Annotated in this window: 19 protein-coding genes; 18 read left to right on the top strand and 1 reads right to left on the bottom strand. The window is 29.1% G+C overall.

From position 1 onward, the window contains the following. Positions 1–49: 49 nt before the first annotated feature. Positions 50–1,855, bottom strand: coding sequence for a right-handed parallel beta-helix repeat-containing protein (locus tag ACA135_RS07540; protein ID WP_409198138.1), 1,806 nt, complete (start codon positions 1,853–1,855; stop codon positions 50–52). A 695-nt stretch (positions 1,856–2,550) separates the two neighbouring features. Here ACA135_RS07540 and ACA135_RS07535 point away from each other — a divergent pair. The 18 genes from ACA135_RS07535 (at position 2,551) to ACA135_RS07450 (ending at position 20,418) form a co-directional block, all read left to right on the top strand. Next, positions 2,551–4,338: a nitrous oxide reductase family maturation protein NosD gene (locus ACA135_RS07535; protein WP_409198137.1), complete on the top strand. Its 1,788-nt coding sequence runs from the start codon at positions 2,551–2,553 to the stop codon at positions 4,336–4,338. Between the two features lie 318 nt (positions 4,339–4,656). Then, positions 4,657–5,337 carry a DUF2162 family putative transporter gene (locus ACA135_RS07530; RefSeq protein ID WP_409198136.1) on the top strand — a complete coding sequence of 227 codons (681 nt, stop codon included), beginning with the start codon at positions 4,657–4,659 and terminating at the stop codon, positions 5,335–5,337. A 53-nt stretch (positions 5,338–5,390) separates the two neighbouring features. Further along, entirely contained in the window at positions 5,391–6,032 is a 642-nt protein-coding gene (locus ACA135_RS07525; protein WP_409198135.1) for a MotA/TolQ/ExbB proton channel family protein, read from the top strand. 26 nt (positions 6,033–6,058) lie between these two features. Continuing rightward, the gene (locus ACA135_RS07520; RefSeq protein WP_409199106.1) at positions 6,059–6,379 is read left to right on the top strand and encodes a DUF2149 domain-containing protein; all 321 of its coding nucleotides are present in this window, start codon (positions 6,059–6,061) and stop codon (positions 6,377–6,379) included. Positions 6,380–6,711: 332 nt separating this feature from the next. Then, positions 6,712–7,539 carry a formate/nitrite transporter family protein gene (locus ACA135_RS07515; RefSeq protein ID WP_409198134.1) on the top strand — a complete coding sequence of 276 codons (828 nt, stop codon included), beginning with the start codon at positions 6,712–6,714 and terminating at the stop codon, positions 7,537–7,539. 199 nt (positions 7,540–7,738) lie between these two features. Further along, a complete protein-coding gene (fdhF, locus tag ACA135_RS07510) occupies positions 7,739–9,814 on the top strand; it encodes a formate dehydrogenase subunit alpha (protein ID WP_409198133.1) in 2,076 nt (691 codons plus the stop codon). Between the two features lie 5 nt (positions 9,815–9,819). After that, positions 9,820–11,028, top strand: coding sequence for a Coenzyme F420 hydrogenase/dehydrogenase, beta subunit C-terminal domain (locus ACA135_RS07505; RefSeq protein ID WP_409198132.1), 1,209 nt, complete (start codon positions 9,820–9,822; stop codon positions 11,026–11,028). A gap of 194 nt (positions 11,029–11,222) precedes the next feature. Then, positions 11,223–11,936, top strand: a complete 714-nt coding sequence (mobB, locus tag ACA135_RS07500) for a molybdopterin-guanine dinucleotide biosynthesis protein B (RefSeq protein ID WP_409198131.1) — start codon at positions 11,223–11,225, stop codon at positions 11,934–11,936. Between the two features lie 29 nt (positions 11,937–11,965). Next, the gene (gene moaA, locus ACA135_RS07495) at positions 11,966–12,895 is read left to right on the top strand and encodes a GTP 3',8-cyclase MoaA (protein ID WP_409198130.1); all 930 of its coding nucleotides are present in this window, start codon (positions 11,966–11,968) and stop codon (positions 12,893–12,895) included. Positions 12,896–13,258: 363 nt separating this feature from the next. Next, entirely contained in the window at positions 13,259–13,735 is a 477-nt protein-coding gene (locus tag ACA135_RS07490; protein ID WP_409198129.1) for a 4Fe-4S binding protein, read from the top strand. Continuing rightward, entirely contained in the window at positions 13,710–14,801 is a 1,092-nt protein-coding gene (gene fwdF, locus ACA135_RS07485; protein WP_409198128.1) for a tungsten-dependent formylmethanofuran dehydrogenase subunit FwdF, read from the top strand. Before ACA135_RS07490 ends, fwdF begins: the two co-directional genes overlap by 26 nt. Before the next feature lie 14 nt (positions 14,802–14,815). Then, positions 14,816–15,046: a 4Fe-4S binding protein gene (locus ACA135_RS07480; RefSeq protein WP_409198127.1), complete on the top strand. Its 231-nt coding sequence runs from the start codon at positions 14,816–14,818 to the stop codon at positions 15,044–15,046. Between the two features lie 16 nt (positions 15,047–15,062). Beyond that, complete coding sequence (locus tag ACA135_RS07475; RefSeq protein WP_409198126.1) at positions 15,063–15,623, top strand: molybdopterin dinucleotide binding domain-containing protein; 561 nt, start codon at positions 15,063–15,065, stop codon at positions 15,621–15,623. Further along, entirely contained in the window at positions 15,620–16,996 is a 1,377-nt protein-coding gene (locus tag ACA135_RS07470; protein ID WP_409198125.1) for a formylmethanofuran dehydrogenase subunit B, read from the top strand. Before ACA135_RS07475 ends, ACA135_RS07470 begins: the two co-directional genes overlap by 4 nt. A gap of 17 nt (positions 16,997–17,013) precedes the next feature. After that, entirely contained in the window at positions 17,014–18,732 is a 1,719-nt protein-coding gene (locus tag ACA135_RS07465; RefSeq protein WP_409198124.1) for a formylmethanofuran dehydrogenase subunit A, read from the top strand. 16 nt (positions 18,733–18,748) lie between these two features. Beyond that, positions 18,749–19,606 carry a formylmethanofuran dehydrogenase subunit C gene (locus tag ACA135_RS07460; protein ID WP_409198123.1) on the top strand — a complete coding sequence of 286 codons (858 nt, stop codon included), beginning with the start codon at positions 18,749–18,751 and terminating at the stop codon, positions 19,604–19,606. A 68-nt stretch (positions 19,607–19,674) separates the two neighbouring features. Continuing rightward, positions 19,675–20,007 (top strand): DUF2097 domain-containing protein, encoded by a 333-nt coding sequence (locus ACA135_RS07455; RefSeq protein ID WP_409198122.1) that lies wholly within the window; start codon positions 19,675–19,677, stop codon positions 20,005–20,007. A gap of 117 nt (positions 20,008–20,124) precedes the next feature. Then, positions 20,125–20,418, top strand: a complete 294-nt coding sequence (locus ACA135_RS07450; protein WP_409198121.1) for a DUF2097 family protein — start codon at positions 20,125–20,127, stop codon at positions 20,416–20,418.

Genomic DNA, 20,418 nt, shown 5'->3' with positions numbered 1-20,418 from the left:
GAACTATTAATTAGTTCTATTTATCAGAATATAAAGATTTTTATTTTATTTAAGCATTTGTTACAGTAATAGTACCGTCAACAGATGAGGATGTGTAATAGCTGGTTCCTTCATATGAAACGTTTACTGTGTAACTACCTGCGTATAATTCGATTGGGATTTGGTATGATCCTGTTGTATCAGTAGTTCTCCAGTATACTTTGCTTTGTCCGTTACTGTTGGTGAGTTTTATTGCAACATGTTGACCTACAAGTGCTCCGCCGTTTGCAGTTAATGTACCGGTTAAGTTTTGAGCAGCACCATAAACTTCAGTTAAATTGTTAACAGTTAAGACTGTTACGGTTTTGTTTTCAGGAGCTTTAACTCCTATGTTAGCAGTTCCCATACTTGCATTGTATTTAGTGTTTCCTGCGAAACTGTAGGTTACAGTGTAATCTCCAATGTATAAGTTGATTGGTAATTGGATTTGACCGTTTTCATCAGTTGTTGTCCAGTAAACTTTACTTTGACCATTACGGCTGAGGTTTAATGCGATATGTTGACCTACTACGTAGTATCCGTTACTATCGGTTAAGGTAGCAGTGAAGTTTTGTCCGTCACCATAAGTTTCAGTGAAGTTTTCTGCGGTTAATTTTGTGTTACTGTATGGGTTAGTTATGATTACAGTACCATTAGTACTGTTTCCTTCCCAATCTGCTTGGAAATATTTGTATGGTGTAACGTTATTGTATGCATTGTTTGCTAATGTGATTGCACCAGTTACATCTAAGGATGTAGCTTTGTTGTATATTTCAAATGCAGTAATTTGAGCTGGGTCTTGACCTTCAGCTGCAGAGAATATATTATTTGTAATTGTTATATTACCTATTGGGCTTGGGTATCCATGTGCGGTGTTACTTGCTTCAGAGTAAATAACAGTGCTTCCCCATTGGTTAACTTTTAAGTTTTTGAATGTGTTGTTTATAATAGTTGTTGTGGTTGCAGATTTGGTAAGAGAAATTGCATCAGCTATTCCACTATCAAAAGTGTTACCTTTAACTGTTATGTAACCTACTCCACCACCGAAGTACATTCCATAGGAAGCATTATAGAAGTAATTGTTAATAACTTGAACATATTGAGCATTAGATGCTACAGATATTGCATCAAGTACATTTCCTTCAACAACACTATTTTGAATGGTGATATTGTTACCACCCATTATGTTTACTGCTTTATCTCCTTTTTCTTTATTTCCGTCGTGAGTTATTTTTTCTGTTACACCTGTGAAGTAACAATTTGTTACTAAACAGTTAGTACATCTACCAAAGTAAACTCCACTTGCTCCATTATAAAAGGAACAGTTAGAAATTGCTATATCTTTTACACTATTTGAGTAAATTCCATAACCATTATCATTTGCTTTAGAAGCATTGTTTTGTGTCATGTGGAAGGATATTCCACTTATTGTTGTTCCATCAGGGGTAGTAGTGTTACCTGCAATTATATTGAATATTGAGTTACTGTTACCATCACCTAAACCGTAAATATTAGTTTGGTTGTTTCCAGCACCACTAATATATAATTGTTTAGTAATGTTTACTTGATCAATATCTTTATAATCACCTGCAGCAAACTGAATACTATCTCCAGCATTTGCATTATCAATTACTCCTTGTATAGTACTAGTATTAGAACCAGATGTTATATTATAACTTTGACTTGCTGAAACAGTTGATACATCATTGATTGCTAAATTTGAAGCATCATTTGAAACAGTAGTATCATTTGCTATATCTGCAGCAGAAACAGCAGAGACAGTTACAGTTAATAATACTAATAATACTAATGGAAGTAATATTTTTTTGTAATCCATTATTTTTTTTCTCCATTTAAATTTTTTAAAAATTAACACTAATATTACTAAAAAAATAATTTTTAATCATTATTTTTTCCATAAATAATATCCAATATTTAAGAATATAAATTCTTTAATTTCAGAATAAAAAAATAGTTGTAATCTTTAAAAATATCCACTATTTTTTACTTTAAATTTTTTATTAATATTAGTATTAATTATATATACACGTTATGAATATAAATGTTTTTCGAAAAAATTTAGATTGACAAATTTTTTTTAATAATTGAGACTTGACCATAAATATATTTTTCAATGAAAAATTTCTTGAATTTGTAATCTAAGAATTTTTAGAATGATTTGATTATTAATTCTTTTAAATATTTATAAATAAATTAAATTATTGGTTTTAAACAATTTTACATAAGATAAGTGCTATTTTTATTTGTATATATTCGTTTAATTTCATATTTTAATTTTAATTTTAAAATATTATTTTTAATATTTCCTCAAAAAAATTGTTTAACTATTTTCGAAAGGTATATATATGTATATCAAAGAAAGATTTTATTAAATATTAATATAATGTAATAAGTTTGTGGAATTTAAAAATTTATTTTTTTAAGGAGGTGAAAAACCTGAATAATAAATTTACTAAATTATCAATCATATTGGTATTTTTCACTATATTATTAATAAACACAGGATTTGTTATGGCACAACCATTAAATGAAAATAATATTTCTACAAATTCAAGTTTAAATAGTATATTAAATCAAAATTCACAAGTTAATATAACTAATGAGTCTGATATTTCACTTGATGAAAATAATACTCAATATTCAAATAGTATACTTTCTGAAAATTTAATTTCAAATAGTTCAAATATTGTTTATATTGGAGACCAATCATCATATAATAATTCAAATAAAACATTCAATGATTTTATTCAAAATGTTTTGGATTCATCACCTGCAGGATCTACTTTCATTTTTAATGGAAGTTATTATCATGGATTAAATTTAATAATTAATAAACCATCAAACTTAGTAAGTTATGGTACAGTTATTAATTCTTCATCTAATAATCCAGTTTTTACAGTAACTGAAAATGCATCTAGTACAAATATTACAGGATTTAAAATTATTTCTGAAAGTGATGGAATTTTTATTAATGGTGCTAATTATGTTTCAATAATTAATAATATAATTTCCACTAATGGAAATGGAATTTATGGAATAAATGCTCATAATTTACTTATTATGAATAATACGATTACGAATAATGCTAAAAACGGTATTTACTTAGATAATATTGAAAATTCTATTATAAAAAAGAATTATATCTCATTTAACAAGATAGATGGTTTATATTTAACTAATTCCAAAAATATTGAAATATTAAAAAATACATTTTATTCAAATGAAGAAGGAATTAAAGTAGATAAAAATGTAGATTCATTAAATATAACAAATAATATCTTTAATAATAATGGTGGTGTATCTAAAAAGTATGCTATTGTATTTAATTCTATATCTAATGTAAACCTTAAAAATAATACTTTTAATGATAATGGAAATGGTATCAATATTAATGCAGAGACTAATAATTTTAAAATAGTGAGTAACTCTTTCACTGGTGGAAATATTGGTGTCAATTTTGGTGCAAATTATAAAAAAGTTTCAAAAGGTTTAACTTTGGAATATAATGCTTTTCAAAAAGGAACTGGGCACTGTTTAGAAGCTAGAGATAGTATTTATGAAGAACTTGGCGGAATTGTTGTTGGAGCTAATTGGTTTAATGGAAATACAAATAATGGATTTATTTGTCCAAGAATTCAAGCAGGAATTATTCAAGCAAGTTTAACACAATCAGGATCCAATACTTTTAATGTCATATATACTTATAATGGACAAATTGTTACAAATTTAGCAAGTTTTGTTGCTACAGTATTTGTTAATGGTGTAGGTCAACAAATGTCTGTAAGTCAAGGTTCAGGAACTTTCAATGTATCTGGTGGAGTGGGATCTTCAGCTAATGTTAATTTTGGAGGTTCAACAGAATCATTTAATGTTAATGTTCAAGAATGGAAAGATAATAATAATCAAAATCAGAATAATAATTCTAATAATAATAGTAATGGCACAACTACTAATTCAGGTAGTGGATCTCAAGGTTCTAGTACAAGTAGTGGTTCTAATTCAGGAACTTCTAGTGGTAGTGTGAGTTTAACTGGTAATACTATTTCAAGTACTAGTTCTAGCGGTGAAAGCTCTAGTAGTTCTTCTAGTTCAAGTTCTAGTAGCTCTTCTAGTGCAGGTAAAACATCACAAGCTTCTTCAACTGCTGCTAATTCTCCAGTTACAAAAGCTTTAAGTTTAGATGAAGATTCATTTAGAGTTTTAGGTATTCCAAGTTTATTATTACTAATAATAATTGCAATTGGTTTTTATTATCGTGAGTACATCATAAGATTCTTGAAAAATGATTTAAAAATTTAAATTTAATTTTCATATTTTTTCTTTTTTATTTTTTTAGTATAAATTTTTCATAGAATAATTTTCGTTATGAATTTAATTACATGCCGATTCGGCTTTTAATGAAAAAACCATTTAAAAAAAAGCTTTTTAATGTCTTATTCTTTTAATTATTTAATATTTATTAATATTTTTTATATTTAATCATAGTCGCTCTTTTGTTTTTATATTAACCTTCATAAATTTTAAATATATTTTTTTAAAGAATTTAAATTTAAGAAAACTTTTATATAATATTACCGATTAAATAAATTATATTATAATAGAAAAATGTGATAAAAAATGTTAAATTTAATTTGGTATTATTTAATAATTATTTTAATTTTATTTGCTATTAACTTTGGATTATTGTTGGATGTTGCAAAATTAAATTTTAAAAAGTCTATTACCTTTTCGGTTATTTACTCAATATTAATATTTATCATGTCTGTAATTGCATTAAATTATGGTAGTTTATTAACATTTTTTAGTAAGATTATTCCATATGTCCTATTTACAGTTGGATTAATTCTCTTAATTTTAATTATGTTTTATTTATATAAATGGAATAAAAATGAGGTTAAAGCAAAAATTAACTCATTAATACTTTTAATTACCATAATCTGCCAATTTACATTAATATTTTCATTAGTTGCTATATGGAATCCTCAAAGTTCAATATTTTTCAATGCTGGAATTGTTTCTATAATATTTTTAATAATGTCTATATTATCTTCATGGATTTTAAAAAATGCTATTAAACAAATTCCTGGAGGAATTAGTGAATTTATAATTTTAGAATCAATTTTAGTCATGATCTTTGGTTTGACTTTTAATTGTGTTAAAGGGTTAAATTATGAAGATTTTACTCCTTTTACAATATTAACTCCGACATATGAAGTTATAATGTTAATTATTGGAATTATATCATTAATCATTGTAGGAGTATTTCTTAATGATTATAGTTTAAAGAAAAATCAATAAATATAATATAAATATTGTTTTAATTTTTTATAAAAAAATGGAGAAAATTTATAATGATAATAGTTGGTACTGAAATATTAACTACATTTATTCATATTGTGTCTGAAAGTTTACTTACTCCTGTTGTAGTGCTTTTAGTCCTATTTTTAATAATATCTATATTGGCTATCGGTGGATTAATTAATGAAAAATATACTAGAAAGCCAATGAAAAAAAGAGAATTAGAAACTCTTTTAAATGATGTAGATAATTCTTCAAGTCCTGAAGAAATTAAAAATCATGTTAAGTCAAGTACTCTTTTTAATACTCAAAAAGATATTATTGTTAATATTATTGATAATCATAATTTAGATTTAGAAGCTAGAAAATCTTTTGCTACAAAATTAGTTGAAGATGAGCAAATGATTTTATTAAAAAAGACTAATCTCACTGATATTTTTGTTCGGCTTGGTCCTGTACTTGGGTTATTAGGTACTTTAATTCCTTTAGGTCCTGGTCTTTCTGCATTAGGTTCTGGTCAAATAGCGACTTTAGCTAGTTCTTTAACTATTGCTTTTGATACTACTGTCATTGGTTTAACTATCAGTTCTTTGTCTTATGTGGTGTCTAAATATAAAAAACAATGGTATGAATCAGATTTAACAACTCTTGAGACAGTTGCGGAATCTGTGCTTGAAAAATTATCAAAGATATAATGTGATGTTTTAAAGGAGTGTTTTAAATTTTAAGAAAAAGAAAACGTTTGACTGAAATGGATGATGATGATCCGATGGCATCTTTAACAAATTTATCTGATGCTATGTTAGTTTTAGCGTTAGGGTTCTTAATATTTGCTATTTTGGCTTTAAGTGCTAATCCAAATATTCTATCTGAAACTTCTCAGCAATCTCAGCAATCTCAAAATACTCAACAGATTAGTACTGGAGAAACTTTTACTAATGATACAACTGCTAGTGGGAGTTCTTCTGGTCAAGGGTATAGTGAAGTAGGTAAAGTTTATAAAGATCCTGATACGGGAAAACTTGTTATGGTTTCATCTTAATTTTTTACTTTTTATTTTTTTATTTTAAGATTGTTCATATCGTTTTAATATTTTTGTTTTTAAAGTTTATTTTTTTTCAGATATACTATAATTTTATTCTACTAATTTTGGTTATTAATATTATTTAGTTTTAAAATTTTATTTTATTTGTTATTTTGTTCGAGTTTTGTAATTGTTAAAACTAGTATATAAATCTTACTTTTTAATTCATATCGTAAATAGTTTTTATAATAAAAATGTTAAATAGTATACATAATACTCTTTATTGTGAGGTAATTATATCGAGTATTATTTTTTTTAAATATGGGATAGTATAAAAGAGGTAATAAAAAATGAGTTCATCTTTTAAAAGTCCGGGTGATACAGCAAAAGCTGTAGCATCTATCGGTGGAAGTAAAAATAATCTTTCAATTGCATCTCTTGCAATTTTAGGATTCCTTGCTGGTGCTTACATTGCATTTGGTGGAATGTTAGCTGAAATATGTAATGCTGGAATGGCTGCAGCGGGTTTCCCTCCGGGTATTTGTAAATTTGTATTTGGTGCAGTGTTCCCTGTAGGTTTAATTATGGTTGTAATTTGTGGATCCGAATTATTTACTGGTAATGTTATGTATATGACTGCTGGTGTTTTAGATGGAAAATCTAGCATTGGAGATTTATGTAAGAATTGGGCTGGAAGTTGGGTTTTCAACTTCGTAGGAGCTTTATTCGTTGCTTTCGTATTAGCATACTTATCTGGTTTAATGACTGCAGATCCATTTATGGGCAATGCACTTACAGTTGCAAACACTAAAGCATTAGGTGGAGCAAGTTTCTTATCAGCTGGTAAAGCTGTTAAATCTATCACTTGGGTACAAGCTTTAATAAGAGGTATTGGATGTAACTGGCTAGTTTGTTTAGCTGTATACATGGCTGTAGCTTCTGATGATATAATTGGTAAAATTGTTGGTATTTGGGTACCAATTATGGCTTTCGTAACTTTAGGTTTCGAGCACAGTGTAGCTAATATGTTTTTCATACCATTAGGTATGTTCTTAGGTGCAAAAATATCAGTAGTACAATTATTATGGAATAACTTAATACCAGTTACAATCGGAAATATTATCGGTGGAGCATTATTTGTAGCATGCGCCTACTGGTATGTATATGTTAAAGAATAAAGTAAAAAATAATTAAACAATTGTTTATATTATTAACTTTTCATTTAGATTTTAAGGAGTAATTATTTATTCCTTAAAATCTATTTTTTTAATTAAAAGTTAATATTTAAATGTAATTTGTTTAGGGATTATGTTAAAATTTGTTGTTTATTATAAAATATTTAACAATTTTAACTTTTATTAATATGGAGATTATAAAATGGTTGCGAAAAATGTCCCAAAAATAGAATATGTTCCAACAATTTGTCCATACTGTGGTACTGGTTGTGGATTAAATTTTGTTGTAAAAGATGGGAAAATTATAGGAGTTGAACCTTGGAAAAGGCATCCTGTTAATGAAGGAAAAGTTTGTCCAAAAGGTAATTTTGGATATGAATTTATTAACCGGGAAGATAGATTAACTACTCCTTTAATTAAAGAAAATGGGGAATTTAGAGAAGCTTCTTGGGATGAAGCTTTAAATTTAGTTGCAAATAAGCTAAATGAAGTGAAAGCAGAAGATCCGAATAAATTAGGATTTTATGCTTGTGCTAGATCCCCTAATGAAAATATTTATGTAACTCAAAAATTTGCTAGAGTAGCATGTGGAACTCATAATGTAGACCACTGTGCACGTATTTGTCACGGTCCTACTGTAGCAGGATTAGCAACTTGTTTCGGTTCAGGTGCTATGACTAATGGATTTGACAGTATAATGCAAGCTGATGTCATATTTGTAATTGGTGCAAATAGTATGGAAGCACACCCATTATTTGGTAGAAAATTAATCAAAGCTAAACAGAATGGGGCAAAAATTATAGTTGCTGACCCAAGATATACACCTACAGCTAAAATAGCAGATAAATATTTAGAATTCAAAACAGGTACTGATGTAGCTTTAATGAATGGTATGATGAAATATATTATTGATAATGATTTACAAAATACTGAATTTATTAAAGACAGAACTGAAAATTTCGAAGAATTAAAAGAAATTGTATCTAAATATGATATGGATAAAGTATGTGAAATAACTGAAGCTGATAAAGATAGTCTTATAGAAATAACAGAAGCTTATGCAAAAGCAGATAAAGCAGCTATTGTATACTCTTTAGGTATTACAGAACATTCACATGGTGCAGATAATGTAATGTGTACTGCAGATCTTGCAATGTTAACTGGTAACTTAGGGAAAGAAGGTGCTGGTGTAAATCCATTAAGAGGTCAAAATAACGTACAAGGTGCTTGTGATATGGGAGCACTTCCAACAGATTATGTTGGATACAGAAAAGTTGCTGATCAAGAAACTACTGACTGGTTTAACAATTATTATGGTACAAATTTATCAACAAAACCAGGATTAACATTAGTTGAAATGATGAATGCTGCTCATTCTGGAGATTTAAAAGTATTATATATTCATGGAGAAGATCCAGTTTTATCTGATGCGGATATTACTCATACAAAAGAAGCATTAGCTAACTTAGATATGCTTGTTGTTCAAGAATTATTTATGACTGATACTGCAGCTGAAGCAGATGTTGTATTCCCAGCAGCAGGTTGGGGAGAACAAGAAGGAACATTTACCAGTGGTGAAAGAAGAGTACAATGTTTACACAAAGCTCAAGACCCACCTGGTGATGCAATGTTAGATTGGAAAATAATGGAACAATTAGCAATAAGAATGGGTGAAGATGCTCACCCTGAACAATTCCATTATGAAACTTCAGAAGATATCTTTAATGAAATTAGAGAATGTGCACCAATAATGGCTGGAATGGATCGTAAAAGATTAGACTCACCTGAAGCTTTACATTGGCCTTGTTTAAGTGAGGATGATCCTTGTCAACCATTAATGTATACAGAAAAATTCTCACGTCCTAATGGTAAAGCTATTTTCATGCCACAAGAACATAGAGGACCAGTTGAAGTTACTGATAATGAATACCCATTATTATTAACCACTACACGTGTATTGTTCCATTATCATGCTGCAATGACTCGAAGATGTAAAACTTTAGATAATGAGGTTAAAACTGGATATATTGAAATGAATAGTGAAGATGCTAAAGAATTAGGTATACTTGATAAAGAAATAGTCAAAGCAAGTTCTAGAAGAGGAAGTATTGAAATAGCTGCTAGGGTCACTGATAATATTAAACGTGGAATTGTAAATATACCTATGCACTTTACAGAATGTGCAGCTAACATGTTAACTAATTCTAATTCTTTTGATCCTAAATGTAAAATGGTTGAATTAAAAGCATGTGCTATTAAAGTGGAAAAAATGGAGTAGATCGCATGTCAGTAAAAGTTAACGATAAATATTATGCATATTCTGCAGACAATGCAATTTATGACGAAGGAGAATATGGTGGTGTTGTAACCACTATAATGAAATACCTTTTAAAATCTGGAACTGTTGATGCAGTACTAGCGGTTGAAGAAGGATTCGATTTATATGATGCTAAACCTATTTTAATCACTGATCCTGAAGATATTATTAAATCTGCTGGTTCTTTACATTGTGGTACTCTAAATTTAGCAAAATTTTTAACAAAATATATTGATGGTGCAAGAGATTTCAAGGTAGCTGTTACATGTAAACCATGTGATGCAATGACCATTAGAGAATTAATGCGCAAAGGTAGAATTATAGAAGATAATGTTATAATGGTAGGAGTAAATTGTGGTGGAACATTACCACCAGTTCCAACTATGAAAATGTTTAAAGAAGTCTATGGTGTAAACCCTGCTGATGTTGCTAAAGAAGAAATAGCTAAAGGAAAACTTATTGTAGAAACTAAAGATGGTGAAGAAAAAGGAATCAAAATCGATGAATTAGAAGCAGAAGGTATGGGCCGAAGAGAAAACTGTCAAAGATGTGATATGAACATTCCATCTAATGCTGATATAGCTTTAGGTAATTGGGGTGTTATTGGAGATTTAGCTGGTAAAGCTACATTTGTTGAAGTTTTCACTGATAAAGGTGCTGAAATATTAAACGGTGTTATTGATGAAAAATTAATCGAAACAGCAGAACCTATTGAAAAAGGTATTGAAATTCGGGATAAAATCAATAATATTATGGTTAAACAAGCATCTAAACAAAAAGAGAAAGACTTTGCAGGCACAACTGGAGATATTCTTGATGTATTAAATAAATTCAAAAAAGATATGTCCACTTGTATGAAATGTTATGGTTGCCGTGAAGCATGTCCTTTATGTTATTGTGAAGATTGTTGTCTTGAAACCGAAGGACCTGAATGGGTACCTGGAGGATACACACCTGCAGCTCCATTTTTCCATTTAACTCGTATGGTTCATATGGTAGATGCATGTACTAACTGTGGTCAATGTTCTGAAGTATGTCCATGTGAAATTCCAGTTTCCAAAATTTTCGCTACTGTAAACAATAAAGTTAAAGATATCTTTGGTTATTATAGTGGTGTGGAAAACGACGATGTACCTTTACCATTCACTGAATTTGAGTTACCGGATAACAGATAAACATTTTTTTAGGAAATAAAACCTTTTATGGTTTTATTTCAATATTCTTTTTTTATTAATCGATGTGCATTGCATATCATATTAAATATATATAAATTAAAAAAAACTAAATTAATTATAATTATTAGTTTGTAAAAGCTTATTTTCTGAATTTTTCTAAAAAATTTACTATTTATAAAAATTAGGTGTTTATTATGAGAATTTGTTCTGTTGTTGGAAATAAAGATAGTGGGAAGACTTCTTTAACTGTAAGAATCATTAAGGAACTTAAAAAAAGAGATTTTAAAGTAGCTAGTATAAAACATTCACATCATAATATGGTTATGGATAAAGAAGGAACTGATACTTTTAAACACAAAGAAGCAGGTTCTGAAACTGTTGTTGGAATTGGATCTTCTACATTTTTTAATATAGATAAACAATTGTCTCTTGATAGGATATTGTTTTTAATTAAAATTATTTCCGAATCTGAACCAGATTTTGTTGTCATAGAAGGATTTAAAGGTTATAATTATCCAAAAATTGCTACAACTCCGGATGTTGTTGATGATTTTACTATTGCGTCTGTTGATGCGAAAAATATGGATGATTCTGATGTTAGTTTATTAGTTGATAAAATTGAAAATTATGGTTATGATATAATTGACACTTTGTTTGTTGATGATTGTGGTTATAATGATGGTAAAGTAATAGCTAAAGCTTTTATTGATGGAAATTTACAATATGATTTAGAAAAACAAGCAAATATCTCTGTTTCAGTTGATGGTGTTAATATTGGAATTAATGCTTTTGTAAATGATTTTATGAAAAATACTATTTTGGGAATGTTAAATTCATTAAAAACTACTGAGTATGGGGTTAAGGATTTTAATAAAATTGAAATATTAATTAATAATAAAAAAGTTTGATTAAAATAATTTTTGGTTTATGTGATTGGATGGATAAGATTAAAGATACTTATAATAGGCCTATAATTTCATTACGTATATCTATTACAAATCGTTGTAATATTCAATGTTTTTATTGTCATCATGATGGAATGTTAAATTCTAAAGAAGAAATAACTTCAGATGAAATATTTCAGATAGCTAAGGTAGCTAAAAATTTAGGTGTTGAAAAAGTTCGTCTTTCTGGAGGTGAACCTTTAGTTAGATCTGATATTGTGGATATTGTTAAGAAACTTAATACTTTAAATTTTAAAGATATATCTATTACGACTAATGGTATATTTTTAGATAAATATGCTGAAGATTTAGTTAATGTAGGTTTAAAACGTGTTAATGTTAGTTTGGATACATTGAAACCTGAGACTTATAAGTGTATAACTAAAAAAGATTATTTAAGTGAAGTTAAAAATGGTATCCTTAAAGCTGTTGATGTTGGCATTTATCCTGTAAAAATTAATATGGTTGTTATGAAAGGTATAAATGATAATGAAATTCATGATATGTTTAGTTTTTGTAAAGATAATGGCTTAATTTTACAGTTAATTGAAATTTTAGAAACAGATAATTGTGAAGATAATAATTTTAATGAAAAATATCATTTTGATATGACTCCATTAGAAAAGGAATTTACTGATTTGGCTAGTGAGGTAACTGTTCGTAAGTTTATGCAAGATCGTAAAAAATATTTTATTGATGGTGGTGAAGTTGAGATTGTTCGCCCTATGGATAATACTAAATTTTGTGAGAATTGCACACGTCTTAGAATAACTCCTGAAGGTAAAATTAAACCTTGTTTGCTTAGAAATGATAATCTTGTAGATTTGATTTCTCATATTAGGTCTGGGGATTCTGAAAAAGATTTAGAAGAAATTTTTATAAGTGCTGTTAATTCTCGTGAACCTTATTTTATAGATGATTAATTTATTCATGTGTAGTTACTACACATCATTGTTTTTTGTCTTATTTTTTTTCATTTTCGACATGAAAACACTTACATAAGGTACTAAATTTTTATTATTTTCAATAGGAATAAATTTTTCTTATTTTATTATTTAAAACTTATTTTTGTTTTATTTTTAAAATTAATTACTTAATGATTTAATTCAAGCTTTTTAAAATATATTTTCTATTATATTGCTTTTTAAACCTCAAATTTTAATTATTTAAATTTTAAAAAAGTGTAGTAACTACACAGTTTTATTTAAGTATTTCTATTTAGTTCTAGTAGCACCTTTTATAAGTTGAAAAAACAAAAATTTAATTAATACACAGTGAATGATATCATGCCAAAACATATAACATCAGGTCTGAAATATTTAGCTGCAGTAAGACTTAGAAATCAAGGATTATCTCAGAAAAAAATTGCAGAAAAATTAGATATTGATCGTTCTACAGTTTCACATTACTTAAATGGAAGTAATTTGTCTTGGAATTCAATAGAATTTGCTAAAATATTAACTCAACTAAATAATAAAGATTTTTTGTTAGTAATTCAAAATTTATTCCATGATTTGGATAAAATTCGAGTTATAGCTTTAATATTCAAAGAAAAAAATTATAATGGAATAGTGAATGATTCATGTATTGGTTGTGGATTATGTGTAGATTTGTGTATATTGGAGGCTATTAGTTTAAATGCACTAACAGCTCAAATAAACTCCTTTTATTGTTGTGGATGCCATACCTGCGAAGAGGCCTGCCCAACAAATTCTATCAAAATTTTGGAGGAAAAAGATGATCAAAAACGTGAAAGAAGTTAAAGGTAAAGACTTTAACATAAAAAGATCAGCAGCAGAAGGTAGACAATTATCTTTCAATGATCATATCTGTATTGGATGTGGGATTTGCGAAAATACTTGTCCAGTAGGCGCAATAGAAATTGCTTCAGTTGGTAATGTTTCCCGTAACTACTTCAATACTGAATTCAGTGGTCACAAAAAGATTGCTCAAAACATGGTTTCAAAACCAAACTATGTCAAAGTAACAATTAATGAAGATAAATGTGTCCTTTGTGGTATGTGTAGTGGGTTATGTCCAGCAGATGCTTTAGATTTAACAATTGGTGGGGAATCTATTAAAAATATGGAATCTTATCCATCTTATGAAAAATCAATGACTATTGATGATGATGAATGTGTTCTCTGTGAAAAATGTCAAACAGCTTGTCCTAGAGATGCTCTTACTGTAAAAAGAGACTTACCAAAACGTTCAGATTTAGTTACTGGTGAAATAGAAGTTGACAAAGATACTTGTATTAATTGTGGAATATGTGAAGAATTATGTCCTGCAGAAGCAATTGATGTGACAAAAGAACCAGGTTCAGAAGACATAATTATTGATAAAGATAAATGTGTTTACTGTCTTGTTTGTAAAAAAGCATGTCCTGTTGATGCTATTAAAGCAGTATGTCGGTCTTGTTCATATGGGGAATATGATTTTGACCCAGAAAAATCTGTTACAACTGGAAATGTAATTATTGATGAAAAAGAGTGTATTAACTGTGGATGGTGTGAAGGAGTATGTCCTACCAATGCAGCAACAGTTACTAAAGCATTTGAAGGTAAATTTGAAATTGATGAAGATAAATGTGGAGAATGTGGAGCATGTATAGATACTTGTCCATGTAATGCATTATACTTCCCTAAATCAAAAGGATCTGGTGATATGGATTCTTCTATTAAAATTAAAGAAGAATTTTGTATACATTGTGGTGCATGTGAAAAAGTATGCCCTAATGACGCTTTAACTGTAAAACGAACTAAAATTAATAATACACCAACCAATTCTAAAGCATGGCAAGATGCTATAAAAGCTTTAAAAAATTAAACGGTGATGATTAAATGGAACTTAAAGTAGATCAAGATAGATGTTTAGGTTGTGGGGTATGTGTTGTTTCTTGCCCAGTAAACGCTAGAATCAGTCCGGAAAACGCTGGAGGAGCTGGTTCAAAAACAACAGAAACAATAATGATGGTTGAAAATGGATTCATAAAACTCTTCAGCCCAGATAAATGTGAAGAATGTGGAACATGTCAAATGTTCTGTCCTTGTGACGCTATATGGTTAGAATAAAAAGGAGAGTAAAAATATGTTTTATGCAAACACTTATTTAGATAAACCAGTAGTAGATGATTTGGAACAAACTCCTGGTGAAGGATCTGAAGACATACTTAATTGTATGTTAAATACAGGTTCTGACATCTACCAAGGAGCATGTAAAAAAAGAGGATCCACATTAAAAGAAGAATATAAAAATGCTTCTGGAACTTGTTATATGGATCCTAGAGATATGATGAAGTTAGGTGTAAACAATTGGGACACCGTTTTAGTAAAAACTAAATTTGGTGAAGTAGTATTGAATGCTGCTAAATCAAGAGATGCTCCTCATGAAGGAACTGTATTTATTTGTAAAGGACCATGGGCAAATACTATTGTAAGCCATGAAACTTACTGTTGTTCAGATCCAACATATAAAGGAATTCACTGTACTGTGGAAAAAACAGATAGAAAAGTATTATTAATGGCAGATTTAATGAGATTAGTCTATAAAAAATATACAGATGAAACTGATGATGAAGTCATTGAAAATATGGATTCTTTAGGTGAACGACCTGTTTATAGAGGACGTAAATGGGAGGAATTAGAATGAGTTATGAACCACCAATAACTGATTATGATACTATTGTAGAAGATTGTACTTGTGCATTTTGTGGATGTAACTGTGATGATTTAGATTATTTAATAAAAGATAATCATGTAGTTGCAGTTAGACATGCTTGCAGATTAGGTGCAAGTAAAATCATGGAAGATATCGATCAAAGATTATTAGTACCTATGGTACGAGCAGATGATGGAGAACTTGAAGAAGTAGAATGGGATACAGCATTAGATAAAGCTGCTGAATTAATTGCACACTCTATTAGACCTGTATTTTATGGATGGTCTGAAACTTCTACTGAATGTATGAAAGAAGGACTTGAATTAGGAGAATATATTGGAGCAGTTTTAGATAATCAAGCTACTATTTGTCATGGACCAAGTTTACAAGCTATGCAAAATGCAGGATATCCTATTCAAACATTAGGTGAAGTTACTAACAGAGCAGATATGGTAGTATACTCTGGAAGTAATGCAATGAATTCACATCCAAGACATTTAGCAAGATATGCAGTTTTCCCTAGAGGATACTTTAGAAAACGAGGAAGATTTGATAGAACTGTAGTTACAATGGATCCTAAATTTTCAGATACAGCTAAAATGTCTGATAAATGGATAGGATTTGAACAAAATGGGGATTATGGATTTTATAATGCTATAAGAGCTGTTTTAAAAGGTAAAAAACTTCATGCTGATGTAATTTCTGGAATTCCAAAAGAAGATATTTATGAATTAGTGGATCAAATGAAATCTGCAGAATTTGGTGTTCTATTCTTCGGTCTTGGTTTAACTCACACATTATCAAAACAAAGAAATATTGATATAGCAATAAAAATGGTAATGGATTTAAATAAAGATAGTAAATGGGGACTCACTCCTATGAGAGGCCACTTTAATGTAAATGGATTCAATATATTCATGGCATATGAAACAGGATTTGCATTTGGTGTAGATTTCTGTAGAGGATATGCAAGATATATGTTAGGGGAAACCAATACTATAGATTTATTAACAAGAAAAGAACCAGATGTTTTCATGGTTATTGCAGCTGATCCAGGTGCTCACTTCCCTAATGGTGCAAATCAACATTTAGCTAACATTCCAGTTATTCAAATAGATCTTCACTGGGGACCTACAACAGAATTAGCTGATGTTGTATTACCAGGTTCATTTATTGCGGTTGAATGTGCAGGTACAAGTTATCGTATGGATGGAGTACCTATCTATATGAAAAAAGCTATTGATAAACCTGAAACATGTCGTGATGATGAATGGATTATAAGAGAAATTAAAGAAAGAGTAATGAAACTCAGAAAAGAGCCTAACGTAGCTCCTAAATACGTACCTAACCCAGCAGCAGAATAATTGAAGGAAGTGATTTAATGGAATATATACTAAAAAATGGTATTGTTTACGATCCTGCTAATGGCGTAAATGGAGAAAAGAAAGATATAATGTTCAAAGATGATAAAATCGTTGACAGTGTATCTGATAACGCCAAAGTCATAGATGTAACTGATAAAATTGTAATGCCTGCTGGTGTAGATATTCATGCCCACATTGCAGGACCTAAATTAGTAGTAGGTAGATTATACAGACCAGAAGATTCAAGAAGAGGAGTAACTCAAAAAACCGCTCATGAAAAAGGTGAATCTGGATTTTCTATACCAAGTTGTCCAACAACAGGTTATAGATATTCTAGAATGGGATATGGAACAGTTTGTGAAGCAGCAATGCCTCCTTTAGAAGCAAAACATACTCATGAAGAAATTAATACAATTCCAAATATAGATGTAGCCCCATTACCATTATTTGGTAATAATTGGGTTGTAATGGAATATGCAAAAGAAAATAAAATAGATGAATTAGCTGCATATGTATCAGCTTGGCTTAAATTATCTAAAGGATATGGTATTAAAATAGTAAATCCATGTGGAACAGAAGCATGGGGATGGGGAATGAATGTTCATGGATATGATGATTCTGCACCTTATTTTGATGTAACTTCTAGACAAGTAGTAAGAGCTTTAACAAAAGTTAATGAAAAGTTAGGACTTCCTCACTCAATACATATACATCCAAATGATTTAGGACACCCAGGAAACACTGGAACTACTATTGAAACATTAGCATCTGTTAAAGATATTGCTAAAAGTACATTACCTTCTGCTTCTATAAGAGATCAAGTTATGCATTGTACTCATTTACAATTCCATTCTTATACTGGAACTAGTTGGAAAAATGCAGGTTCAGGTGCACCAGATGTTGCTAAATTTATTAATCATAATAAATATCTTACTGGGGATGTAGGTCAAGTTACTTTTGATGAAACTACTACTATGACTGCTGATGGTCCAATGGAATATGATTTATATAAATTATCTGGATTAAAATGGGCAAATAAAGATGTTGAATGTGAAACAGGTTCAGGAATTATTCCATGTATCTATTCACCTAAAAATCCAGTTAACACTTTACAATGGGCTGTGGGATTAGAATTATTCTTATTAATTAATGATCCATGGCAACTTTGTTTAACTACTGATAGTCCTAATGGAGGTCCATTCATCAGATATCCTAGAGTTATTTCCTGGTTAATGAGTAATAAACGTAGAATGGAAATGATTGAAAATAGAGAAGTACATAAATGGGCTGAAAAAAGAACAACCCTCGCTACACTCGATCGTGAATATGATTTCAACGATATTGCTATTATAACAAGAGCAGCTCCTGCTAAAATAGATGGATATACTGATAGAGGAGCATTAACTCCTGGTTTCAAAGCAGATATTGCTGTTTATGATATTAAACCTAATGAATTTGATCCTTCTAGAAATCCTAAGGAAGTTGAAAAAGCATTTAGTCGTGCTTTATACACAATAAAAGATGGACAAATATTAGTTAAAGATGGTGAAATTGTACAAACTAAACCAAGTCACACAATATGGACAAATGTTACTGGTTTAGAAGATCAAGAAGCTAAGGTAATTGAAGATATTATGCCTTTCTTCAAACAATATTATTCAGTTAAATGGAGTAATTACAAAGTACATGACCATTATGTACCAAATCCAATTAAAATTGATGTACCAGTGAAGTAAATAAGGGAGTGTTAAAGTGAAAACAATAACTTTTGATCAAATAAAAACTTCTTCCATTGCTTTAGAATTTGATGAATTAAACACTGACAATATCTATACATGGACAGAAGATGATTTTGCAAAATATACTGTACCGGTTGGTAACTCAAGATTCCCAATTACAGATTATTTTAAAATAACAGTTGAAGGAGAAGCTGATTCTCCAAATGAAGTTAAAATGATTATGAATGGGGATATGGGAAGAGTTAAATATATTGGTTTCAGAATGAGTGGTGGAGAAGTCATTATTAATGGTAATGCTGATCTTCATGTAGGTGCAGAAATGTCTGGAGGTTACGTTTTAGTAAATGGTAATGCTCAAGCTCATGCTGGCCGTGAAATGTCTGGTGGAAAACTAGAAATTATGGGAAATACTAAAGAATTTACTGGAGCTTCTTACATTGGAGAATGGAGAGGTGTCACTGGTGGAGAAATAATTATTCATGGTGATGCTGGAAAACAATGTGGAGAATGTTTAACTGGTGGAAGTATTCATGTTCTAGGAAACTGTGATATTCTTGCAGGTATTCACATGACTAAAGGTACAATAGAAATTGATGGTAATGTTAACCGTTGGCCTGGTGGTCAAATGAAAAATGGTAATATTATTATTCATGGTAAATTAGGAAGATTACTTGAAGGATTTGTTGAACAAGGTATTGTAACTGATCCAGAAATATCTGGTAAAGTTTATGCTGGAAAATATATCCAATATTCAGGTGATATTGCTCTTAACGGTAAAGGTGGATTATATATTGATGCTGAAAATAACAGAGATAAATTATCTGCTTATTCCGAAGGAAATGATGAATATATTACCCTTGGAGATTATTAATTAATCTCCTAATTTTTTTTTAAATTTATTTTTTTAAATTATTTTTAATATTTTTGGAGTGAGATATAATGGAAAATGAAGAAAAGGAATTAATTATGAGTCCTGATGAAATGGTAGAATATATTCGTCAGAATGTTCAGCCTACTGATACACTTGAAATTTCTTATAATCGTATTTTTGCTCCAGGTGAAGTTTTAACTATTACTGAAGAAGATGAAGAAACAGGTGAAGGACTTCGTGTAAGTTTACAACTTAATGGTGAAATTCTTAATCAAAGCATCGAAATAGATTTAAATGATATTAAAGATGAACTTCTTGAAATACGACATGTTAAAGATGATAATGTAGTTGTTATAGAGGCTGAAATGCCTGAAGTTGATTTTACATATTCTTATAAATAATCTTTTTTATATTTTAAAACAAAACTTATTTGTACTAATACTAACAAATAATATTTATATATTAAAATACATTTTTTCAAATGTAATTAATAAAAAAATTTTAAGAGGTTAAACAAAATGGTTAAAACAGTAAAAATGTCTCCTGATGAACTTTTAAATTATTTAGAAAAAAATTTAAAAATTCATGATCATGCAGAAATATCATATAATCGTATTTTTGCTGAAGGTGAAATACTTAATATAGATAAATCTGAATATAATGGAGTTCCTGGTTTTAAAGTATTAGTAAATTTAGATGCAACATCATTAAATCCAACTATTGAAATTGATTTAATTGAATTCAAAGAGGATTTAGTTGAATTTTTACATAAACCTCAAATAGGCGAACCAATTTTAATAGAATTATATTAA

Source organism: Methanobrevibacter acididurans (genome assembly GCF_046197875.1).
GTDB classification, from domain to species: domain Archaea; phylum Methanobacteriota; class Methanobacteria; order Methanobacteriales; family Methanobacteriaceae; genus Methanobrevibacter_A; species Methanobrevibacter_A acididurans.
The sequence above is the reverse complement of the archived record's forward strand: the minus strand, read 5'-3'. Positions and strand labels throughout refer to the sequence as shown.

Excerpts from the sequence above, each read along its gene's own strand:
- ACA135_RS07515 (WP_409198134.1), top strand. The coding sequence starts at position 6,712 with ATGAGTTCATCTTTTAAAAGTCCGGGTGATACAGCAAAAGCTGTAGCA.
- ACA135_RS07530 (WP_409198136.1), top strand. The coding sequence starts at position 4,657 with ATGTTAAATTTAATTTGGTATTATTTAATAATTATTTTAATTTTATTT.
- ACA135_RS07490 (WP_409198129.1), top strand. The coding sequence starts at position 13,259 with ATGCCAAAACATATAACATCAGGTCTGAAATATTTAGCTGCAGTAAGA.
- fdhF (WP_409198133.1), top strand. The coding sequence starts at position 7,739 with ATGGTTGCGAAAAATGTCCCAAAAATAGAATATGTTCCAACAATTTGT.
- ACA135_RS07505 (WP_409198132.1), top strand. The coding sequence starts at position 9,820 with ATGTCAGTAAAAGTTAACGATAAATATTATGCATATTCTGCAGACAAT.
- ACA135_RS07480 (WP_409198127.1), top strand. The coding sequence starts at position 14,816 with ATGGAACTTAAAGTAGATCAAGATAGATGTTTAGGTTGTGGGGTATGT.
- fwdF (WP_409198128.1), top strand. The coding sequence starts at position 13,710 with ATGATCAAAAACGTGAAAGAAGTTAAAGGTAAAGACTTTAACATAAAA.
- ACA135_RS07525 (WP_409198135.1), top strand. The coding sequence starts at position 5,391 with ATGATAATAGTTGGTACTGAAATATTAACTACATTTATTCATATTGTG.
- ACA135_RS07540 (WP_409198138.1), bottom strand. The coding sequence starts at position 1,855 with ATGGATTACAAAAAAATATTACTTCCATTAGTATTATTAGTATTATTA.
- ACA135_RS07475 (WP_409198126.1), top strand. The coding sequence starts at position 15,063 with ATGTTTTATGCAAACACTTATTTAGATAAACCAGTAGTAGATGATTTG.
- ACA135_RS07470 (WP_409198125.1), top strand. The coding sequence starts at position 15,620 with ATGAGTTATGAACCACCAATAACTGATTATGATACTATTGTAGAAGAT.
- ACA135_RS07455 (WP_409198122.1), top strand. The coding sequence starts at position 19,675 with ATGGAAAATGAAGAAAAGGAATTAATTATGAGTCCTGATGAAATGGTA.
- ACA135_RS07465 (WP_409198124.1), top strand. The coding sequence starts at position 17,014 with ATGGAATATATACTAAAAAATGGTATTGTTTACGATCCTGCTAATGGC.
- ACA135_RS07535 (WP_409198137.1), top strand. The coding sequence starts at position 2,551 with ATGGCACAACCATTAAATGAAAATAATATTTCTACAAATTCAAGTTTA.
- moaA (WP_409198130.1), top strand. The coding sequence starts at position 11,966 with ATGGATAAGATTAAAGATACTTATAATAGGCCTATAATTTCATTACGT.
- mobB (WP_409198131.1), top strand. The coding sequence starts at position 11,223 with ATGAGAATTTGTTCTGTTGTTGGAAATAAAGATAGTGGGAAGACTTCT.
- ACA135_RS07450 (WP_409198121.1), top strand. The coding sequence starts at position 20,125 with ATGGTTAAAACAGTAAAAATGTCTCCTGATGAACTTTTAAATTATTTA.